The 19898-nt window shown below is 64.0% G+C and carries 21 protein-coding genes and 1 pseudogene; 5 read left to right on the top strand and 17 right to left on the bottom strand.

Annotation, left to right across the window (positions count from 1 at the left end; genetic code table 11):
• Positions 1-44: 44 nt before the first annotated feature.
• From infB to pip, 5 genes are all read right to left on the bottom strand, one after another.
• On the bottom strand, positions 45-2534 hold the full coding sequence (infB, locus tag ACEWPL_RS08160) for a translation initiation factor IF-2 (protein ID WP_393933297.1): 2490 nt from the start codon (positions 2532-2534) through the stop codon (positions 45-47).
• Positions 2531-3163 carry an RNA-binding protein gene (locus ACEWPL_RS08155; RefSeq protein WP_393933295.1) on the bottom strand — a complete coding sequence of 211 codons (633 nt, stop codon included), beginning with the start codon at positions 3161-3163 and terminating at the stop codon, positions 2531-2533. Before ACEWPL_RS08155 ends, infB begins: the two co-directional genes overlap by 4 nt.
• 23 nt (positions 3164-3186) lie before the next feature.
• Positions 3187-4806 (bottom strand): transcription termination factor NusA, encoded by a 1620-nt coding sequence (nusA, locus tag ACEWPL_RS08150; protein WP_393933293.1) that lies wholly within the window; start codon positions 4804-4806, stop codon positions 3187-3189.
• Between the two features lie 5 nt (positions 4807-4811).
• Entirely contained in the window at positions 4812-5387 is a 576-nt protein-coding gene (gene rimP, locus ACEWPL_RS08145) for a ribosome maturation factor RimP (protein ID WP_393933291.1), read from the bottom strand.
• Positions 5388-5555: 168 nt separating this feature from the next.
• Positions 5556-6527, bottom strand: a complete 972-nt coding sequence (pip, locus tag ACEWPL_RS08140; protein WP_393933289.1) for a prolyl aminopeptidase — start codon at positions 6525-6527, stop codon at positions 5556-5558.
• An 80-nt stretch (positions 6528-6607) separates the two neighbouring features.
• On the opposite strand from pip, the gene ubiG reads away from it, so the two are divergent.
• A complete protein-coding gene (gene ubiG / locus ACEWPL_RS08135; RefSeq protein ID WP_393933287.1) occupies positions 6608-7354 on the top strand; it encodes a bifunctional 2-polyprenyl-6-hydroxyphenol methylase/3-demethylubiquinol 3-O-methyltransferase UbiG in 747 nt (248 codons plus the stop codon).
• Here the strand turns inward: ubiG and ACEWPL_RS08130 are convergent.
• From ACEWPL_RS08130 to ACEWPL_RS08115, 4 genes and pseudogenes are all read right to left on the bottom strand, one after another.
• Positions 7351-7797: a MarR family winged helix-turn-helix transcriptional regulator gene (locus ACEWPL_RS08130; protein ID WP_393933285.1), complete on the bottom strand. Its 447-nt coding sequence runs from the start codon at positions 7795-7797 to the stop codon at positions 7351-7353. The two genes, ubiG and ACEWPL_RS08130, sit on opposite strands and share 4 nt — an antisense overlap.
• The gene (locus ACEWPL_RS08125) at positions 7797-8627 is read right to left on the bottom strand and encodes a carbon-nitrogen hydrolase family protein (RefSeq protein ID WP_393933283.1); all 831 of its coding nucleotides are present in this window, start codon (positions 8625-8627) and stop codon (positions 7797-7799) included. The genes ACEWPL_RS08130 and ACEWPL_RS08125 overlap by 1 nt, the downstream gene beginning before the upstream one ends.
• Entirely contained in the window at positions 8624-8881 is a 258-nt protein-coding gene (gene grxC, locus ACEWPL_RS08120) for a glutaredoxin 3 (RefSeq protein WP_393933281.1), read from the bottom strand. Before grxC ends, ACEWPL_RS08125 begins: the two co-directional genes overlap by 4 nt.
• Positions 8882-8917: 36 nt before the next feature.
• Positions 8918-9654, bottom strand: a pseudogene (locus ACEWPL_RS08115) (double zinc ribbon domain-containing protein).
• Positions 9655-9689: 35 nt separating this feature from the next.
• Between ACEWPL_RS08115 and ACEWPL_RS08110 the strand changes: the two are divergent.
• Both ACEWPL_RS08110 and hemH read left to right on the top strand, forming a co-directional pair.
• A complete protein-coding gene (locus tag ACEWPL_RS08110; protein ID WP_393933279.1) occupies positions 9690-10508 on the top strand; it encodes a methyltransferase domain-containing protein in 819 nt (272 codons plus the stop codon).
• A gap of 72 nt (positions 10509-10580) precedes the next feature.
• Positions 10581-11654 carry a ferrochelatase gene (hemH, locus tag ACEWPL_RS08105; RefSeq protein WP_393933277.1) on the top strand — a complete coding sequence of 358 codons (1074 nt, stop codon included), beginning with the start codon at positions 10581-10583 and terminating at the stop codon, positions 11652-11654.
• A 96-nt stretch (positions 11655-11750) separates the two neighbouring features.
• Here hemH and ACEWPL_RS08100 read toward each other — a convergent pair whose 3' ends face one another.
• On the bottom strand, positions 11751-11939 hold the full coding sequence (locus tag ACEWPL_RS08100) for a hypothetical protein (protein ID WP_393933275.1): 189 nt from the start codon (positions 11937-11939) through the stop codon (positions 11751-11753).
• Positions 11940-12083: 144 nt separating this feature from the next.
• Positions 12084-12677 carry a L,D-transpeptidase family protein gene (locus ACEWPL_RS08095; RefSeq protein WP_393933273.1) on the bottom strand — a complete coding sequence of 198 codons (594 nt, stop codon included), beginning with the start codon at positions 12675-12677 and terminating at the stop codon, positions 12084-12086.
• A gap of 173 nt (positions 12678-12850) precedes the next feature.
• Here ACEWPL_RS08095 and dalA point away from each other — a divergent pair, with 173 nt between their 5' ends.
• Positions 12851-13366, top strand: a complete 516-nt coding sequence (dalA, locus tag ACEWPL_RS08090) for a divisome-associated lipoprotein DalA (protein ID WP_393933271.1) — start codon at positions 12851-12853, stop codon at positions 13364-13366.
• 107 nt (positions 13367-13473) lie between these two features.
• Here the strand turns inward: dalA and ACEWPL_RS08085 are convergent, their stop codons facing one another.
• The 5 genes from ACEWPL_RS08085 to hslO all read right to left on the bottom strand — a co-directional run bounded on the left by ACEWPL_RS08085 (position 13474) and on the right by hslO (position 18023).
• Positions 13474-13971 (bottom strand): L,D-transpeptidase family protein, encoded by a 498-nt coding sequence (locus tag ACEWPL_RS08085; RefSeq protein WP_393933269.1) that lies wholly within the window; start codon positions 13969-13971, stop codon positions 13474-13476.
• A gap of 77 nt (positions 13972-14048) precedes the next feature.
• The gene (locus ACEWPL_RS08080) at positions 14049-15263 is read right to left on the bottom strand and encodes a class I SAM-dependent RNA methyltransferase (RefSeq protein WP_393933267.1); all 1215 of its coding nucleotides are present in this window, start codon (positions 15261-15263) and stop codon (positions 14049-14051) included.
• Positions 15260-16414 carry a CCA tRNA nucleotidyltransferase gene (locus ACEWPL_RS08075; protein ID WP_393933265.1) on the bottom strand — a complete coding sequence of 385 codons (1155 nt, stop codon included), beginning with the start codon at positions 16412-16414 and terminating at the stop codon, positions 15260-15262. The genes ACEWPL_RS08080 and ACEWPL_RS08075 overlap by 4 nt, the downstream gene beginning before the upstream one ends.
• Positions 16411-17016 (bottom strand): CoA pyrophosphatase, encoded by a 606-nt coding sequence (locus ACEWPL_RS08070; RefSeq protein ID WP_393933263.1) that lies wholly within the window; start codon positions 17014-17016, stop codon positions 16411-16413. The genes ACEWPL_RS08075 and ACEWPL_RS08070 overlap by 4 nt, the downstream gene beginning before the upstream one ends.
• Entirely contained in the window at positions 17013-18023 is a 1011-nt protein-coding gene (hslO, locus tag ACEWPL_RS08065; protein ID WP_393933261.1) for an Hsp33 family molecular chaperone HslO, read from the bottom strand. Before hslO ends, ACEWPL_RS08070 begins: the two co-directional genes overlap by 4 nt.
• Positions 18024-18105: 82 nt before the next feature.
• Between hslO and ACEWPL_RS08060 the strand changes: the two genes are divergently transcribed.
• Positions 18106-18549 (top strand): NUDIX domain-containing protein, encoded by a 444-nt coding sequence (locus tag ACEWPL_RS08060; RefSeq protein ID WP_393933259.1) that lies wholly within the window; start codon positions 18106-18108, stop codon positions 18547-18549.
• Here ACEWPL_RS08060 and ACEWPL_RS08055 read toward each other — a convergent pair.
• Positions 18524-19807 carry a PP2C family protein-serine/threonine phosphatase gene (locus ACEWPL_RS08055; protein ID WP_393933257.1) on the bottom strand — a complete coding sequence of 428 codons (1284 nt, stop codon included), beginning with the start codon at positions 19805-19807 and terminating at the stop codon, positions 18524-18526. The two genes, ACEWPL_RS08060 and ACEWPL_RS08055, sit on opposite strands and share 26 nt — an antisense overlap.
• Between the last annotated feature and the right edge of the window lie 91 nt (positions 19808-19898).

Raw genomic sequence — 19898 nt, 5'->3', positions numbered from 1 at the left:
GGGCGCCACTCGGGGCGCCCTTCGTTATTTCTATCACGTGTAGATCAGTCCAGCGTGCGCGTGATCTCTTCGCGCTCGAAGATCTCGATAACATCGTCGGGGCGGATATCCTCGTATTTCTCGAAGGCCATACCGCATTCCTGACCCGATTGAACCTCGGCCACTTCGTCCTTGAAGCGCTTGAGCGTTTTCAGCGTGCCTTCGTGGATCACGACATCGTCGCGCAAGAGGCGCACACCGGCCGAGCGGCGCGCGATGCCCTCGGTAACCAGGCAGCCCGCAACCTTGCCGACGCCCGTGACCTTGAAGACTTCCTTGATCTTGGCATAGCCGATGAACTTCTCGCGGATCTCCGCACCAAGAAGGCCGGAGGCCGCTGCCTTGATGTCGTCCACAAGGTCGTAGATCACCGAATAATACCGGATCTCGACGCCTTTCTGGTTCGCGCTCTGACGTGCGGGCGCATTTGCCCGGACGTTGAAGCCGATGACCGGCGCGCCCGACGCTTCGGCAAGGCCGATATCGCTCTCGGTGATGGCGCCGACGCCGGAATGCAGCACACGCACGCGCACCTCTTCGTTGCCGATCTTCTCCATCGCCTGAACGATCGCCTCGGCCGAGCCCTGAACGTCTGCCTTCACGAGAATCGGCAACTCGGCCACGTTCTCGTTCTGCTTGGCCTGCGCCATCATCTGGTCCAGCGTGACCGCAGCACCGGCTGCAGCGCGCTTTTCTTTGGCGGCATTGGCGCGGTATTCCGCGATCTCGCGGGCCTGCGCCTCGGTGGCAACGACGTTCAGAACATCGCCTGCCTCGGGCGTGCCGTTGAGGCCCAGAACCTCGACCGGAACGGACGGGCCCGCCTCATTGACGCGGTCGCCATGGTCGTTGATCAGCGCGCGGACCTTGCCGTACTGCTCGCCCACGACAAAGATGTCGCCCCGGCGCAGCGTGCCCTTTTGCACCAGAACGGTCGCAACGGGGCCACGGCCCACATCCAGCTGCGCCTCGATCACGGCACCCTCGGCGGCGCGGTTCGGGTTCGACTTCAGCTCAAGGATCTCGGCCTGCAGCGCGATGGCTTCCAGAAGCTCGTCCAGACCCTTGCCGCTCTTGGCGCTGACCTCGACATCCTGCACATCGCCCGACATCGCCTCAACGACGACCTCGTGCTGCAGAAGATCAGTGCGCACCTTTTGCGGGTTCGCCTCGGGCTTGTCGACCTTGTTGATCGCGATGATCATCGGGACCTTGGCGGCCTTGGCGTGGTTGATCGCCTCGATGGTCTGCGGCATGACCGCGTCATCGGCAGCCACCACCAGAACCACGATATCCGTCACCTGCGCGCCGCGGGCGCGCATCGACGTAAACGCGGCGTGGCCGGGCGTGTCGAGGAAGGTCAGAAGCGAGCCGCTGTCGGTCTTGACCTGATAGGCCCCGATATGCTGCGTGATGCCGCCAGCCTCGCCGGACTGCACCTTGGCATCGCGGATCGCGTCCAGAAGCGACGTCTTGCCGTGGTCGACATGGCCCATGATCGTCACGACCGGGGGACGCGGCTTCATATCCTCGTCCTTGTCCTCCACCGATGCGATCACGTCCTCGACATCTGCGTCCGAGACACGGACGACGCGGTGACCGAATTCTTCGACGATCAGTTCCGCAGTGTCGGCGTCGATCGCCTGATTCTGCGTGACCATCATGTCATTCTGCATCAGGGCCTTGACCACATCGCCGACACGCTCGGCCATACGCTGAGCCAGCTCGGCCACAACGATCGTTTCCGGCAACTGCACGTCGCGGATGATCTTTTCACGCTCTTGCGTGCCGCCCATCGCCTTCTGACGCGCGCGCTCCTGCTTGCGCTTCATCGCGGCCATGGATTTCTGGCGGCCACCTTCGCCGCCCGAAAGCGCCTGGTTCAGCGTCAGCTTGCCCGAGCGGCGATTGTCGTCGCCCATGCCCTTGCCCTTGGCGGGGCGCTTCTGCTCGGCGTCGCGGTCCTGACTCTTGCGGGGGGCCGAGGACGGGGCCGCACCGCGCGGGGCGGCGCGGGCGCCTTCCGGCTCGGCGGGGGCGGCGGCAGCTTCCTTGGCCGCATCGGCGGCAGCACGGCGCTGGCGCTCGTCCTCTTCTTCCTTGGCCTTGAGCGCCTCGATGCGCTCCTGCTCTTCGCGCTCCTTGGCCTCAGCCTCTTCGCGGCGGCGCTGGCGCTCTTCCTCGCGCTCTTTTTCCTCGGCCTCGCGGCGCGCGGCATCCTCGCCCTCGCGCGCCTTCGCGGCCTGAAGCGCCTTCATACGGCGCTCCATTTCGGCATCCGAGATGCCTGCGGGGCGCTTGGAAGGATCACCAATGGGCGCGGGTTTGCCAGCGCCTGCCACGTTGCCAGCGCCCGGCTTGGGCACGACGACGCGCTTGCGCTTGGTTTCCACCACGACGTTCTTGGTCCGACCATGGCTGAAGCTCTGCTTCACGCTACCCCCACGGGGACCGCCACGAACACCCAATGTCTTCTTTCCGTCGTTGTCGCTCATCTGGTCTTCTTCCCTTTCCGATGGCCGCTGCCATCGTCCGAAACGCGCAGGCCCTTGAGCCTTGCCGCTTCCTCTACAACACGTTGCGTCAAACCGCCAGCAGACAGTGCCGCATGGATCGTGGTTTGCCGCCCAAAGGCCTGTCCCAGTTCATCGGCGGTCAGCCAGCCGATGAAAGAGCCGAAATGCGGCGTGCTGAGCTTGGACTTTCCACGCTCGGAGCCGTCGCTGGCCTGTATCAGTACTTCGGCTTCTTCCTTGTCGAGGCTTCCTTTGACCTTCTCGTAGCCCGAAACAGCGCGACCACCCTTTCGCGCAAGACTGATCAAATTGACCACCCGCTGCGCCAGCAGCTTTTCGACCCAGTCGGACAGTCCTTCCGGCACGGTGACCGGCTGTTTGGCGGCGCGGGCAAAAAGACCCTTTGTCGCCGCCTTGTCGATCGCGGCGCGATCCGCAGACACCCAGATGCCGCGCCCCGGCAGTTTTTCCATCAGATCCGGGGCCACCTGGCCCTCGGGCCCTATGACAAAACGGATCAGACCGTGTTTTGGTTGCACCTCACCCGTGGCGATGCATTTACGCTCTGGACCGTCTTCCCGGTCTTTGGGTTGCCCGCCGCGTCCCATCAGGTGCACTCCGAGGCCTGCGATCAGGCCTCGGCCTCCTCATCGGTTGCGCCCTCGGAGCCGTCATCGGCGCCTTCTTCCAGTTCGGTCGGATCGACCCAGCCTAGAAGGACGCGCGCAGTCATCACCATGTCCTGCGCTTCTTCCAAAGAGACGTCGAAGGGCTCGAGCAGGCCGTCATCCTTGATGCGCTCGCCATCCTGAACGGTCCAGCCGCCGGCCAGCTCCCAGTCCGCGCAGGTCGCAAAGTCTTCCAGAGTCTTGACGCCATCCTCGGCCAGCGCCAGAACCATTTGGGGTGTCAGGCCCTCGAATTCAACCAGGCTGTCCTCGACACCCAGCTCGCGGGCCTTGTCCAGCGCCTCTTTGGCCTTCGCCTCGAGGATATCGCGGGCGCGGGCCTGCAATTCGCCGGCGGTGTCCTCATCGACGCCGTCGATGACCAGCAGCTCGTCCAGCTCGACATACGCGACCTCTTCGAGGTTGGTGAAGCCTTCGGACACCAGAAGCTGGGCAAAGAACTCGTCCAGGTCGAGGTTGTCCATGAAGAGCTTGGTGCGCTCTTCGAACTCCTTCTGGCGACGCTCGCTATCCTCGGCCTCGGTCATGATGTCGATGTCGAGGCCGGTCAATTGGCTGGCCAGACGCACGTTCTGGCCGCGACGGCCGATGGCAAGGCTAAGCTGATCCTCAGGCACGACGACGTCGATCTTGCCGGCTTCCTCGTCGAGAACGACCTTCGAAACCTCGGCGGGTTGCAGCGCGTTCACGAGGAAGGTGGGCTGATCGTCGTTCCACGGGATGATGTCGATCTTCTCGCCCTGAAGCTCGTTCACGACGGCCTGAACGCGGCTGCCGCGCATGCCGACGCAGGCGCCGACCGGGTCGATGCTGCTGTCATAGCTGATGACGGCGATCTTGGCGCGGCTGCCGGGATCGCGGGCGACGGCCTTGATCTCGATGATGCCATCGTAGATTTCGGGCACTTCCATCTTGAAAAGCTCGGCCATGAACTCGGGCGCGGTGCGCGACAGGAAGATCTGCGGGCCGCGCTGCTCGCGGCGCACGTCCTTGATGTAGCAGCGGATGCGGTCATTGGGGCGATACGCCTCGCGGCCGATCTTCTCATTGCGGCGCAGGATGGCCTCTCCGCGGCCCACATCGACGATGACGTTGCCATACTCTTCGCGCTTGACCAGACCGTTGATGATGGTCCCGGCGCGGTCCTTGAATTCCTCGAATTGGCGGTCCCGCTCGGCTTCGCGAACCTTTTGCAGGATCACCTGCTTGGCCGATTGCGCGGCGATACGGCCCATCTCTACGGGGGGGACTTCCTCAATGAACTCGTCGCCGACCTTGGGGTCGTCCATGTATTGCTTGGCCTGATCGACGGTGAACTCGGCCTGATAATTCTCGACGGCGTCATCTTCGACCACAGTGCGAACGCGGGTGAATGTCGCGCGGCCTGTCTTGCGGTCGATGCTGACGCGAATATCCATCTCGGCGCCGTAGCGCGACTTGGCAGCGCGGCTGAGCGATTCTTCCATCGCCTCGACCACCAGACCGGGGTCGATCATCTTTTCGCGGGCGACAGCCTCGGCGGTCTGCAACAGCTCCAGCTGGTTTGCGGATGTAATTGCCATGGATTTCAGTCCTCCTCAGAACCGGTATCAGTCTGGATTTCGTCAAAATCGGTTTCGTTGATGCTGCCCGCCGCCTTGCGCTGACGCAGCATTTCCTTGATCAGCTCATCGGTCAGAACCAGCTTGGCATCGGCCAGCCAGTCGAATTCGAGGCCGATGGTGCCCTCTTCCACGTTGATCAACACCTCGGTGCCCTCGACACCGGCCAGAACACCTTTGAAGCGTTTACGTCCGCCCACAAGCTCATTCGTCTCGATCTTGGCCTCATAGCCCTCGAACGCCTCGAAATCCTTGAGCCGCGTCAGGGGCCGATCGATGCCGGGGCTGCTGACTTCGAGCGTATAGGGATCGGTCAGCGGATCCTCGACATCCAGCGTGGCGCTGACGGCGGTCGAGACCTTGGCGCATTCATCCACCTCGATGCCGCCGTCGGGACGGTCGACCATGATCTGCAGCGTATGATACTTGCCGCCCATCAGGCGCACGCGCACCAACTCCAGCCCCAGATCCTCGATCACCGGGGTGATGATCTCGGCCATGCGGCGGTCGATGGCGGCTTTGGCGATAAGGTCGTTGGTCATGGGTCTCGGGTCAGTCTTGTTCAGGATCGGAAAGCACAAAAAAACGGGCGCGCGGCCCGTTGAATTATCCGGTGGTACCCTTCGGTGTGGACCCGAAGAGCGCCGCTATTGAGAGGGGATATAGCGAGGGGCGCGCCGGGATGCAAGGGCCATGACCCGGGCCGGCGATCAAGCGCGCCTTAGCGCATCCATAATCCGCACCAGTTCGGCGCTGATGCCTGGCTCTGACAGGGCATGACCCGCAACGGGGATCATGTGCAATTGGCATCCCTTCCACGCATGAGACAGCGCGTGGGCCGTCATCGGCGGGCAGATCATGTCATAGCGGCCTTGCACAATTGCGCCGGGCACCTCGGCCAGAGCGGCGATATTGTCGATGATCCAGCCGTCATGTTCGAGAAACCCGGCATTGATGAAATAGTGATTCTCAAGCCGGGCAAAGGCGCGGGCGTATTCGGCGGGGCTGTCGCCGCCCATCCCGGAGGATCGCACAGTGGCCAGCGCGTTTTCCCAACCGCTCCAGGCCTTGGCATGCAGAACCTCGGTGTGTTGATCGCCGGAGAAAAGGCGCTTGTGGTAGGCCGCAATCATGTCGCTGCGCTCGCCTTCGGGAATCAGCGCTTCAAATCGGGACCACGGTTCGGGCCAGAAGCGTCCAGCACCGCCGCCATAGAACCAATCGAGCTCTCCTCGCGTCATGGTAAAGACGCCGCGCAGCACCAGATGCCGGCAGCGCGCGGGGTGCGTGATGCCATAGATCAGCGCCAGCGTTGCACCCCAGCTGCCGCCGAAAATCACCCAGCGGTCGATTTCAAGCGTCTCGCGGATCAACTCGATATCATCCACCAGATGCCATGTGGTGTTGGCCTCGACCGACGCATGCGGTTTCGACCGGCCACAGCCGCGCTGATCGAAGAGGATGATGCGGTAGGTTTTCGGGTCGAAATAGCGGCGCATCGCGGGGCTACACCCGCCGCCAGGGCCGCCGTGAAACACGATGACCGGCATGCCGTCCGGGTTGCCCGATTGCTCGACATAGACCTCGTGGCCATCACCCACGTCCAACATCCGGCGGTCAAACGGCTCGACCGGCGGATAGAGATACTGGACTGCGCTCTTTGGTCCCGAGATTTTATCCATGCCCGCCCTATGTTATGTACTGCGGGCAACAGCCACAAACGGTGTGCCAGCCGGCACAACTGAACACAGGGGAATGCGGAATGCAAAGGGCAGCATCCACGATAGACGATGCCGAAGTCGCCAAGTTTCAGGCAATGGCCGAGGAATGGTGGGACCCCACCGGCAAGTTCAAGCCTCTGCACATGATGAACCCCTGCCGCCTCGACTACATCACGCAGCAGATCGCCGCCGAGTTCGAGCGTGACCTTAGCGAAGACGCGCCATTCAAGGGGCTGCGCATCCTCGATATCGGCTGCGGCGGTGGCCTCTTGGCCGAGCCGATGGCGCGCCTTGGCGCAACCGTGGTCGGCGCCGACGCGGCCGAGCGCAATATTCCCGTTGCTCGCCTTCATGCCGAGCAGTCGGGGCTGACCATTGACTACCGCCACACCACCGCCGAGGCGATGGCCGAGGCGGGCGAGCAGTTCGACGCCGTGCTGAACATGGAAGTGGTCGAGCATGTCGCCGACCCGCTGGCCTATCTGACCGCCTGCCATGACCTGCTGAAGCCGGGCGGCCTTCAGGTCTGCTCGACCCTCAACCGCAATCCGAAAAGTTACATGATGGCCATCATCGGCGCCGAACATGTGATGCGCTGGCTGCCCAAGGGCACGCATGACTGGGCGAAATTCATCACGCCGGATGAGCTCTACGAGCTTCTGTCGCAAGCAGGCCTTGAGCCGGTGGATCGTAAGGGCTTCGTGTTCAATCCCATCAGCTGGAAATGGTCGATCTCGGACCGGGATCTGAGCGTGAATTACGTGACGGCCAGCCGCAGGCCAGCCTAGTCCTTAGGCTCCAAGCGGGCGCGCAGGCTGCGCAGCACCGGCAGCGCGGCGCGTACCTGCCCCTCGCCCAGCTCGGCCACGACCTCGGAGATCAGCGGCGTGATCGAGGCGACGGCGGCATCGCGCGCGGTGCGGCCGACCGGGCTGATCGAAACCAGCTTGCGTCGCGCATCGTCCCAATCGGGACGGATGTGGACATATCCCGCCCATTCCAGCTTGTGCAGGGTGTTGGTCATGGCGCCGCGTGTGACGTGAAAATTCTTGGCCAGCTCCGCGGGGCTCCGCTCCACCCCTGCCCTTGCCAGATGGTTCAATACCGAGAAATGCGAGACCTCCATCCCCTTCGGCAGAACGCGGCTCAGCTGATTGCGGATCAGCTGATCATTGGTCAGGATCTCGCTGAAGAGCGCGACGGCCAGGGCATTGGTGGGCGTGTCTTCCATCAGGGGCCGCCGAATTCCGGATCTTGTATCAGCGCGGGAATGCGCTGGCGCGCTTGTGCCACTTCGGCCATGTCCAGATCAACGTAAATCACCCCTACCCCCTTGCCGCCATCGGCCAGAACCTCGCCCCAGGGCGCGACGGCCAGACTGTGACCATAGGTCTGGCGCGGCTTGCCCGCGCTTGCCTCATGCGTGCCGCTCTGCGCGGGGGCAAGGATGTAGGCGCCCGTCTCGATCGCGCGGGCGCGCAGCAATGTGTGCCAATGCGCGGCGCCGGTGACGGGCGAGAATGCCGAAGGCACGGTCAGGATCTGCGCGCCCTTCTGGGCAAGGTTGCGGTAGAGATGCGGGAAACGGACATCATAACAGATAGTCATGCCCACCGCGGCAAAGGGGGTCTGTGCCAGTACCGCCCCGCCGCCGGGGCGATAGCCCGCCGATTCGCGATAGCTTTCGCTGTCGCTGATAGTCACGTCGAACATGTGGATCTTGTCATAACGCGCCGCGATGGTGCCATCGGGTGCGATCAGGAACGAGCGATTGGCAAAGCGGCCATCCGCATCCCCCGTCTTGAGCGCGAGCGAGCCGATCAGCAGCCAGATGCCACGCTGCGCAGCCGCGTCCCGCAGCGCGGCGAGGGTGATGTCATCGCCTTCCAGCGCCAGAACCTCTTTCTGCCGCGTGCGGCTGGACGACACACAATTCGTCACCTCCGGCGTCAGGACGAATTCGGCCCCGCCCCCTGCCGCCTCTTCGATCAGAGGCAGCGTCTGGCGGAGGTTCGCGGCAGGATCATCGCCGCTGCACAGCTGGATCAGCGCGGCCCTCATGCCGCGAGAAGCGCGTCCAACTTGCCCGCCCGCTCCAGCGCGAAGAGCTCGTCACACCCGCCGACATGAACCTCGCCCACGAAGATCTGCGGCACGGTGCGCCCGCCATTCGCGCGCTGCACCATCTCGGCCCGGCGCTCGGGCTGACGAGCAATGTCGATTTCGGAAAAGTTGACGCCCTTTTGGGACAAGAGGCGCTTGGCCGCGGTGCAAAAACCGCAAAGCGGGGAGGTGTAGATTTCGACGGGGGCCATGCGGGCAATCCTTGTATCCGGGGTTTGCCCCCGAATCTAGGCATCCTTGGCGGCCCGCGCCAGTACCAGAATATCAACGCCCGCCGCACCTGCGGCAAGGCAAGCCTCGGTCGCCGCCGACAGGGTCGCGCCCGAGGTCATCACATCATCCACCAGCAAAACGTGCCGCCCGGCCAGCCGGTGGCGCCTCTTGGGATGCACGCGGATTGTCCCCTCCATCGTGGCAAAGCGTGCATCGCGGCCCATTCCGCCCAGCGACGGCGTTGCACGCGGGCGGATCAGCAGATCGGGGCAGATCGGGCGATCCACCTCGTGCGCCACGGCGCGGGCCAGCAGGGCAGACTGGTTGTAGCGCCGTTTCAGCAGGCGCAGCCAATGTAGCGGAATGGGCGCCAGCAATGTATCGGGCCGCAGGAGAGGCCGCGCCGCGCGCGCCATCCAGACGGCAGCCGGCCTGCCATGTCATGCCGGTCGCCATGTTTCAGCTTCAGCACCATGCGCCGGCCATTGCCGTCATAGACCAGCGCCGCGCGCCCGGCCCCCCAGGGACGCGGCACGCGCAGGCAGTCGTCGCAGGTCAGCAGATCCCCCGGCGCATCCGGCCCGGCCGGCAGGGGCACGCCGCAGGTGTTGCAGGTCTGCCCTGCGATGAACGGAGTATCGCGCCAACAGGGACCGCAAAGACCGAAGTCACTATCCACCAGATCGCCGCAAAAGGTGCAGCGCGCCGGGTAGATCAGCCGGATCGCGGATTGAAACCGGGCCGCCTTCATCTATATGTCGCCCACATGATCAAGGCTGCTCCCCTATGACGACGCTCCTGACAGACCGCGCGGCCCTCTTGCGGCAGCGCGCCCGCGCCAAGGCGCGCGGCGCGGCGATGTTCCTGCATGATGCGGCCATCGCCGAGGTGCAGGATCGTCTGGAAATGGTTAACAAATCATTTACCGCGCCCGCCATCGTGACGGGCTGGCCCGGTCACTGGCAGGCTGCCGTGGAGGGCGCCGCCATCGTTCCGGATGACGAGACCCTCGTGCTGGAAGAGGGCGCGCATGATCTGGTCGTCCACGCGATGTCGCTGCACTGGGCCAATGATCCGGTTGGCCAGTTGATCCAATCGCGCCGCGCGCTGCGCCCCGATGGCCTCTTTCTGGGAATCATGCCGGGCGGTACAACGCTGCATCAGCTGCGCGCCAGCCTTGCGCAGGCCGAGGCCGAACTGTCGGGCGGCCTTTCGCCGCGCGTCGTGCCCACGGGCGAGGTGCGCGAACTGGGCGGGCTGCTGCAACGGGCGGGCATGACGCTGCCCGTGGTCGACAGCGTGCCGCTCACTGCCAGCTACGCCAACCTCACCGCCCTGATGCACGATCTGCGCGCGATGGGCGAAGTGAATGCGATGCAGGCGCGACCGCGGCATTTTGCCCGGCGCGCTCTTTTCGATCATGCGGCACGGATCTATGCCGAGAATTTCGGCACCGAGGATGGCCGGATTGCCGCCACCTATGATCTGATCTGCCTCACCGGTTGGTCGCCCGATGCCTCGCAACCTCAGCCGCTGCGCCCCGGCTCGGCCAAGACGCGGCTGGCCGATGCACTCGGCACCGATGAGACGCCTTTGCGCGATTGACCCCCGCGCGGTTTCGCTTATGTCCGGTTGCACAGCCAGCGCCACGCGCATCAGCCAAAGGACCACGAGCCCATGACAGAGCCTGCCAAGGATGCCACCCGCCCCGTTCACGCGCCCAAGAATCACCCCAAGGTGCCGCGCGAAAAGACCGGGATCCTTCTGGCCAATCTGGGCACGCCGGACAATTACGACTACTGGTCGATGCGTCGCTATTTGAACGAGTTCCTGTCCGACCGCCGCGTCATCGACTATTCGCCGTGGAAATGGCAGCCGCTGCTGCAACTGATCATCCTGACCAAGCGGCCCTTCACCAGCGGCGCGGCCTACAAATCCATCTGGAACGAAGACAAGGGCGAAAGCCCTCTGATGACCATCACACGCGATCAGACGGAGGCGTTGCGCGCCGCGCTGACGGCCGAGTACGGCGAAGATGTCATGGTCGATTTCTGCATGCGCTACGGCAATCCGTCAACCGACTCCAAGGTGCGCGAGATGACCGAGGCGGGCTGCACCCGCATCGTCTTCTTCCCGCTCTATCCGCAATATGCGGGGGCAACCTCGGCCACGGCGAATGACCAGTTCTTTCGCGCCTTGATGAAGGAAACGCGCCAGCCTGCCGCGCGCACCGTCGAGCCCTATTTCGACCACCCCGAATATATCGACGCGCTCGCCCGCTCGGTCGAGGAGGCCTATGCTGGCGAGGCCGATCCCGAGATCCTCGTCGTGTCCTATCATGGCATGCCCAAGCGCTACCTGATGCAGGGCGATCCCTATCATTGCCAATGCCAGAAAACGACGCGCCTGCTGAAGGAGCGTCTAGGCTGGGACGACAGCCGGATCACCACGACCTTCCAGTCGGTGTTCGGCCCCGAGGAATGGCTGAAGCCCTACACGGTCGAAGAGGTCGCGCGCCTAGCCAAGGAGGACGGCAAGAAACGCATCGCCGTCATCGCGCCGGCGTTCTCGGCCGATTGCATCGAGACGCTGGAAGAGATCAACGAAGAGATCCGCGAAAGTTTCGAGCATGCGGGCGGCGAGGAGTTTACTTATATCCCCTGCCTCAATGACGGCCCCGCGCATATCGAGGCGCTGACCAATGTCATCCGCGAAAATCTGCAGGGCTGGGTCAAGCGCGGCGCAAGCTGAACGCAAAAGGCGCCGGACCTCGCGGTCCGACGCCTCTTTAGTCTGAAATCAGACTGGCTGCATTTGCGCGGCTCGCAATAGAGCCGCCCGAAATGCTTAGTCGGCTGCGATCACAGCTGCGACGATCGCCAGCAGAACCAGCGGAACCCAGACGCCGGCGGCGGACGAGCTTGCATTGGTTTCTTCGACGATGACCGGAGCTTCCATAACGGGGGGCTCCATGTTGCCGGCGAAGCCAGCGGATGCAGCTGCGGACAGAGCGGCGGCCAGAACGAGTTTCTTCATAGTATCCTCCAGAAATTAGCGTGTCGTCGCACCTCGCGACGGCGGGCACCCAAGACGTTTACCTCGTGTCAACCCACAGATCAGCAAATTTCCGTGATTGCAATTGAACTCGCGGTACAGGTGCGACCTTACGTCCCGGCATTGTCAAATTAGCAACACCTGCGTGCCCACTTTGGTCAGGGAGAAAAGCTCGGCAATGTGCTGATTATAGAGGCCGATACAACCGCTCGAGGATTTGCGGCCGATCTTGCGTGTGTCATGCGTGCCGTGGATGCGGTAGTATTTCCACCCCAGATAGAGCGCATGCGTTCCCAGCGGATTGTCCGGGCCCGGCGGCACATAGCGCGGCCAGTCGGGATTGCGCCGGAGCATATTGGCGGTCGGGCTCCAGCTGGGGCCCTCGACCTTGCGGACGACACGAGTGCGTCCGCGCCGAGTCAGATCCTCGGATAGCGGGATCGACGAGGGGTAGAGCTTGTAGGTCCTGCCATCCTCACCCCAGAAATGCAGCGCGCGCGAATCGATGTCCACCAATACCGCGCCGTTTCGCAAGGATTTGAAGTAAGGCTGCCACGTCAGTGATCGAAAGCTGGATATATTCCGGCGCACGCTGGAGGTGATGGGCTGCTCCATTTCAATCGTGCCGACGTTCTGCGCCAGCGCAGGTGCCCCGATCACGGCGGCAGTTCCCGCCAAAAAGCTACGTCTGTTCAACGGCTTGAGTGAATTATGGGTCATGGTGGCCTCCCCGGCGAACGGATTGCATGGATGGGCAGGAATGATATGGCGCGAAAGTCGCAGTCGCAATTCAAACAATGGCCCTCGGCGAAGTTCCCCTCATGTGGGTTTGAATCGCAACGCCCGCGCCTGTAGGGATTATCGAAACACTCAATCTGGATGGTTCCCTGCCCATGTCGCGCATTCTGATACTTCTCGTCTCCGCCCTGCTTGCCCTCAGTGCCTGCGCCCCGCAGCCGTCCCAACCCCAGATCGGGGCCGATGGAAAGCCGCTGCCCAAAGTGTATCGCATCGGCTTTGGCGATACGTCGGCCATTCAGTACCGCATGCTGGATTCGGTCAATGCCCTGCGCAGCGCCGCCGGCCGACAGCCGGTTCAATTGAACGCGCAGCTGAACGCCGCTGCGGCGACCCATTCGCGCGACATGTCGGTGCAGAACCGACCGTGGCATTTCGGTTCGGACGGCTCCTCGCCCATCGACCGGGTCGAACGCGTCGGGTTTACCGGTGGCCTTGTCGGCGAGGCGATCTCGGAAACCTACGAGACCGAGCTCGAAACCTTGGCCGCATGGATGGAAGAGCCGCGCACGCGCAACGTGATCCTGTCGCCCAAAGCCAACAACATGGGCTTTTCCTGGCTTCAGGAAAGCGGCGGCAAGATCTGGTGGACCCTGGTGATGGGCGGCTGACGCTCCCAAAGCCCGACACGTGAAAAGCAAAGCGCCGGAGCAGGGAGACTGCCCGGCGCTTTCATTTTGTAAAAGAACTCCGGCCCGCCCCGCTGCCGGGCGCCCCCTCAGGGATGGAGCGTGATCGGTGTGCCATCCTCGACCATGGCATAGATCCACTCCATCTCCTTGTTGGAGACGGCAATGCATCCGGCAGTCCAGTCCGGCCCCTTGCGGCCGCGGAACCCGTTCGGCTGGCCATGGATGAAGATGTCGCCACCGGGACTTTTCTCAAGCGCGCGTGCCTGCGCGCGATCGAATGCGTTGGGATAGGATATGCCGATCGACAGGTGGAACTTGCTGTTGGGATTGCGCCGGTCTATCAGGTACGTGCCCTCGGGCGTGCGCCCGTCGCCTTCCTCGTACTTATGACCCGACGGGGCAAAGCCCAGATCGAAATCATAGGCTTCCAGCACCCGGTTGTGGTGCAAAAGATACATCTTGCGCTCGGTCTTCTTGACCAAGACATGCGTGACCTCGGGGCCTTTATACGTCTTGAACTTTGATCCGCATGCCGACAGGCCCACAACCATCAGCGCGACAGCCAGAAATTTCCAGATTCTCATTTGCCCTACTCGATTTGTTTTTCGCCTAGATAATCAGAAAGCAGGCCTTTGAGATAGAGAAAAAAGGTTTCCGTCGCCTAAATCCGCGTCAGCTGTGCCACCAGTTCCACATGGCTGGACCAACGGAACTGATCGACCACGCGCAGATGATCCAGCCTGTATCCCGCCGCAACGGCAGTGGCGGCGTCACGGGCAAAAGTTACGGGATTACACGAGACATAGGCGATGCGGGGCAGGCCTGCCGCGATCAGCTCGGCCATTTGCGCCTCGGCCCCGGCGCGGGGCGGGTCGATGACCGCGCCGTCATAGCGTTTCAGTTCATCCGGCAGCAGCGGGCGGCGGAAAAGGTCCCGCGTCTCGACGCTGACCTGTTTCAGCCCCGGCGCCTTGCGCCATCCGGCATCCAGCGCCTCGGTCATGCCCGCATCCCCTTCAACTGCGTGGACCCGCGCGCCATCCGCGAGCGGCAGCGCGAAGGTGCCGCAGCCCGCAAAAAGATCGACGACATGCCCCGCGCCGTCCAGCGCCGCGCGCACATCGGTCAGAAGCGCAGCCTCGCCTTCGGCGGTGGCCTGCAGGAACGCGCCCGGCGGCGGTGTCACATCCGCCGCGCCAAAGCGTTGCATCGGCAGGCGGCGCGTCGCAATCACCTCGCCATCCCAGGCAAGACGCGCCAAGTCATGTGCCTCGGCCAGCTGCGCCAGAAGGATGCGCAGCGGCCCGTCAAGAGGCTTGCCATTCACCACGTTCACATCCAGCCCGCCCCAAGACAGGCAGGCGGCGACATCCAGCGCGCCCTTGCGGCTGGCCGCATTCAACGCCAGCGCCTCGGCCACCGGAATGGCGCACATCAGGTCGGGATGCAGCAGGTGGCAATCCGGAATTTCCACGATGACATCCGAGGCGCGGCCATGAAAGCCCGCCATCGCCCCCTTCTTGGTGCGCCGCGCCGAGAGGGTGGCCCGCCGCCGCGCCTGGGCGGGCGAGGTGGCAATGGGCAGAAACGGCGCCTCGATCCGGTGCGCCGCAAGCGCCGTGCGCACCACATCCTCCTTGAAGGCCGCAACGAAGGCGTCATCGGCGTGCTGTAACTGGCACCCTCCACAAGCCTTGAAATGGCGGCAGGGCGGGGCAACGCGGCGGTCACTGGGCGCTTCGATCCGGATATCGGTCAGGCGCTGGCCTTCCAGCGTGCCGGTCACACGCTCGCCCGGCAGGGTCATGGGGGCAAACACCGGGCCTGCGGCGATCCCGTCGCCCTGGTGCCCAAGCCGTTCGATCAGATAGCTCATGCGTCTTTTCCCAACAATTCTTCGCGCTCCAGCGCAAAACCCGACGCAATCCAGCGCGCCTCGAGGGTTTTCAGCCGCGCGCCTAGAGCGGCCCCCTGATAGCCGGGCATCAGATCGGCTGCACGCACAGGAAAGACCTGCCGCGCGCCGGACGCGGCCGCCCGAAGCGCCCCGGCATCCAATGGCTGCTCCAGCAGCGCCGCGCGCAGCAGCAGGATATCGCGCGCAGTCTCGGCCCCGTGGCGGTACCCCAGAACCGCAGGCGCGCAGAGGGTGCCGACGCCGCCCGTAAGCACATCCAGTCGGGCCGCGTCCGCGTTGCTGAGCCGAAGCCGATCGCGCGGGTCGCTACCGCCGAGGGCGGCAAGGCGGCGAACCGGCTCGGGGGCGAAATGCGCCTCACCTTCCAGGTGCACGAGGGGCGCAAGCGCGCGGTGATCCGCGCCCGGCAGAACACGGCCCAGCGCACCGACCTGCGCCATTGCGGCAACGGCGCGGGATGGATCGGGCGCCGCCAGCATGCGCATCATCTCGGCGCCGACACGCTCGCGCGCGAGATCGTCCAGCCCGTCCAGATGCTCGGCCACGGCGGCCAGACCGTCGGGGTCGATGCCACGGCTGCCGCCATACTGGGCATAAAAGCGAAAGAACCGCAGGATGCGCAGGTAGTCTTCGCGAATGCGCTGTCCCGCATCCTCGATAAAGCGCACACGGCGCGCCAGCGCATCTGAGAGCCCGCCCAACGGATCGATCACCGCGCCATCGTCGCCGGCATAAAGCGCGTTCATCGTGAAATCGCGGCGGCGCGCGTCCTGCCGGATATCGTCGGTAAAGGCGACGGTGGCATGGCGGCCATCGGTCTCTACATCCCGGCGGAAGGTGGTGATTTCAAACGGCACCCCGCCCGAAATCAGCGTCATCGTGCCGTGATCCGCGCCCGTCGGAATGGCCTTAAGCCCAGCGGCATCTGCCAGCTGCGCCATCTGCTCTGGCGTGGCGTCGGTCGCCAGATCCAGATCACCGATTGGCTCGCCCAGCAGGGTATTGCGCACCGCGCCGCCCACCAGATAGGCATGGTAGCCCGCCTTGCCGAACGCGGCAAAAATCGCGGCCATCGGCGCATCATGGAGCCAGGGCGCATCGATCTTCATGTGCGCTCCGCCACGTCGGCCAGCGCGCGCAGCATCCGCGCGGTCGCGCCCCAGATATAATAGGGCCCGTACGGCACAGTGTAGTAGCGCCGCATGGTCCCGCGCCAGTAGCGCGCCTCGATCCGGTATTGGGCGGGGGCCAGGACATGCTCCAAGGGCACGTCAAAGACCTCGGCCACCTCGCCGGCCTCCGGCACCGGCGAGAACGGCGCAAGAACACGGCCGATTACCGGGGTGACGAGGTAGCCTGTCACTGTCTCATGCCGGGGCAGATGGCCCAGCACCTCGACATTCGCGGGATCAAGCCCGATTTCCTCATGCGCCTCGCGCAGCGCAGCGGCGGTGACATCGCTGTCGCTCTCATCCTGCTTGCCGCCCGGAAACGCGATCTGGCCCGGATGCTGCTTGAGCACGGAGGACCGCTGCGTCAGCAGCAGGCGCGCGTCCCCCCGCGTCATCACCAGCGGCACCAGCACACCGGCGGGGCGCAGCTTGCGCCCCTCGGGCAGGATGGTGCCGGGGTTCAGATCGAAATCTGACGTCGCCGCGCCGGGCCGGCCCAGCGCGCCGGCGATCCTTGCGATGACATCATCCCCGCTCATGCGCTGTCGTCGCCGCCCTTGCCACCCGTCGCCTCGAACCCCAGTGTGGCGGGGTCCATCTCGTAATGGGCGCCGCAAAACTGGCAATCCGCGGTCACAAGGCCTTCCTCGGTGGTCATCGTCTCGATGTCCTTGGCCGAATAGATCGAGAGGCTCTGGCGCACGCGCTCTTCCGAGCAAGTGCAACCAAAGCGGATAGGCTGCGTATCGAAGACGCGCGGCGCCTCTTCATGGAACAGGCGCAGCAAAAGATCCGTCGGCGCCACGCTGGGTCCGATCAGCTCCAGCGCGTCCACCGTGTCCAGAAGCACGTTGGCCCGGTTCCAGTTCTCGCCTTCGAGACCGTCCGGGACCACATCCTCGGGCTGAAGCAGACCGCCATCACCGGTGCCGCCCTCGGGCTGGGTCATGAGCGGCGAGGCCTTGGGCATATGCTGGAGCATGACACCGCCGGCGCGCCAATGTTCCTGCGTATCCGTCTCGGTCGAGCGGCCAAAACTGAGCGCAAAACGCGTCGGGATCTGCTCGGATTGCGCGAAATAGGCCTCGGCGCAGGCGCGCAGGCTGCCGCCCGCGAGGGGCGTGATCCCTTGGTAGGGCGTTGTGCCCTTTCCCTGATCGATCATGATGGCGAAGTAGCCCTCACCCACCTGCGCGAACGGGTCGGCCTCGGTCAGCCGGTCCGGGTCATAGCTGGCATAGGCGCGGATGCGCGCGGGCTCGCCATCCTCTTGCGGGCCGTAATAGTCGGTGGTGATCATGCGCACCGGGCCGTTCGACTGCACCTGCAGGGACAGTTTCCAACGCAGCTTGATCGTCTGCCCGATCAGCGCGGTCAGCAGCGACATCTCGGCGACCAGCGCCTCGACGACAGGGGGGTAGTCATGTTGCTTGAGGATACCGTCCAGAACGCCGTCCAGTCGCGCGACGCGCCCCCGGATGTCTGAATTGTCCAGTTGGAACGGCAAGACCGTGTCGTCCCAAGCGATTTTTTCACCGATGCTCATGGGGGTTTCCTTATGTGCCGGAGATTGGCATATCGCGAAGATATAGGAAGGGGCAACCCGGCGTCCAATAGGAGCGAGCCAGATGATACCCAGAGTGGGCCAGCCGCCGCAGCGGGGACAGTCCTACCGGCTGCGCCACGGCGTCTATGCGATCCTGCCGATGGATGGCGGGCTCTTGGTGACGCTGCAACATGCGCCGGAGGCGGAACTGCAGCTGCCCGGCGGGGGGATCGATCCGGGCGAGTCGCCGCTGCAGGCGCTCTACCGCGAGGTCGTCGAGGAGACCGGCTGGTCGATTGCCGCCCCACGCCGCGCCGGCGCCTTTCGCCGCTTTGTCTTCATGCCGGAATACGACATGTGGGCCGAGAAGCTCTGCACGATCTACGTGGCCCGGCCCGTACGCGCCCTCTGCACCCCGACCGAGCCGGGGCATACACCTTTGCTCATCGATCCCGGCACTGCCGCACGTGAACTTGGCAACGAGGGCGATCGGCTGTTCGTCAAACGGTGGGCGTCGCTGGCTTGATCTCGAGCAGGATGGCCGAGACATCGTCGGCAAACGTATCGCTTCCGGTGAAATCAGCCAGCTTCCAGACCAGCGCCTCGAGGCAGGAAAGCGCTCTGACATCACGCAACTCGCCTAGCAGATCGGCCAACCCGGCATCATCGAGCAGCGTGTCGTCCGGCGCGGCGCACTCCGTCACGCCGTCCGAGTGGATCATCAGCCTGTCGCCCGGATATAGCTGCACAGCAAAGTCCTGATACTCGGCGCCGGGGATCAATCCAACGGGCAACCCGCCCTCGCCCACCATTTCGACACTGCCATTGGCACGCTGAATGGCGGGGTAAGGATGCCCCGCCTGCGCCATCACGACCCGCCCCGTCGCCAGATCGACATCCGCAAGGAGGAGGGTGAAATAATGCTCGGTATCAAGCTCACTCAGGAAGAGGTCATTGAGCGCAGCGATCGTTTCAGCAGGCGGGCGCGGCACATAACTGCCATCGGCCAGACGCCTCAGCGCAACATTCTGTTCGGGTGCGGCGCCTGACAGATACCCTGCCAGCCGTGCCGTCATCAGGGCCGAGCTGACGCCATGCCCCGAGACATCGATGCCATAGAGCCCGATGCGCGTCTCGCTGACCGGAAACATACCGACCAGATCACCGCCCACATGCCCGGATGAGCGCAGCATCATCGAAACCTCTGCCGTGCCATAATCACGGTGACGGTCGCTGACCAGAGACTGCTGCAGCTTCTTGGCCTCCATCAGGTCGGCATCGAGGGACGCATAAAGCGCCTGAAGCCTGTCCAGCGTCGAATTGACAAGGCGGTTCTTCTCGGTCAGTTCGCGCTCCATATCGAGGATGCGCTCGCCGGCGGCGATGCGCGCGCGCAGCTCGCCCGGGTCGACCGGCTTGGTCAGAAAATCATCCGCGCCCGCGTCAAGCCCATGAGCGATCTCCGCCTTGTCGGACTTGGAGGTCAGCAGGATGAAATAGCCATAGCTATCCCGCGTCATCCGGCGGAATGCGTCACAAAATTCGACGCCGGACATCCCCGGCATCATCCAGTCGCTCAGCACCAGGTCGGGGGGCATGTCTCGACACATCTCAAGCGCTTGGCGGCCCGACTCCGCCTCGGTCACCGCGAAGCCCCATTTCTTGAGAGACGCGGCCAGGATGCGGCGCTGCAATCGGCTGTCATCCACGACCAGAACGCGCTGAATCGCACGCGGCGAAACGGGGGCGTCCGGCGGCGCGGATAAATGGGTGATCTGGGACAAAATGGCTCCCTCCGGACTCAATTCACGGAACTTAGCGCACTGCGCGTTAACAGGCCGTGAACGTGCAACGATCGGAAAAACAAGATTTCGG

Origin of the sequence: Roseovarius roseus, from assembly GCF_043355935.2 — a bacterium.
GTDB classification, from domain to species: Bacteria; Pseudomonadota; Alphaproteobacteria; order Rhodobacterales; family Rhodobacteraceae; genus Roseovarius; species Roseovarius roseus.
Note: the sequence above shows the minus strand (reverse complement) of the source record. Positions and strands in the feature narration are given on the sequence as shown.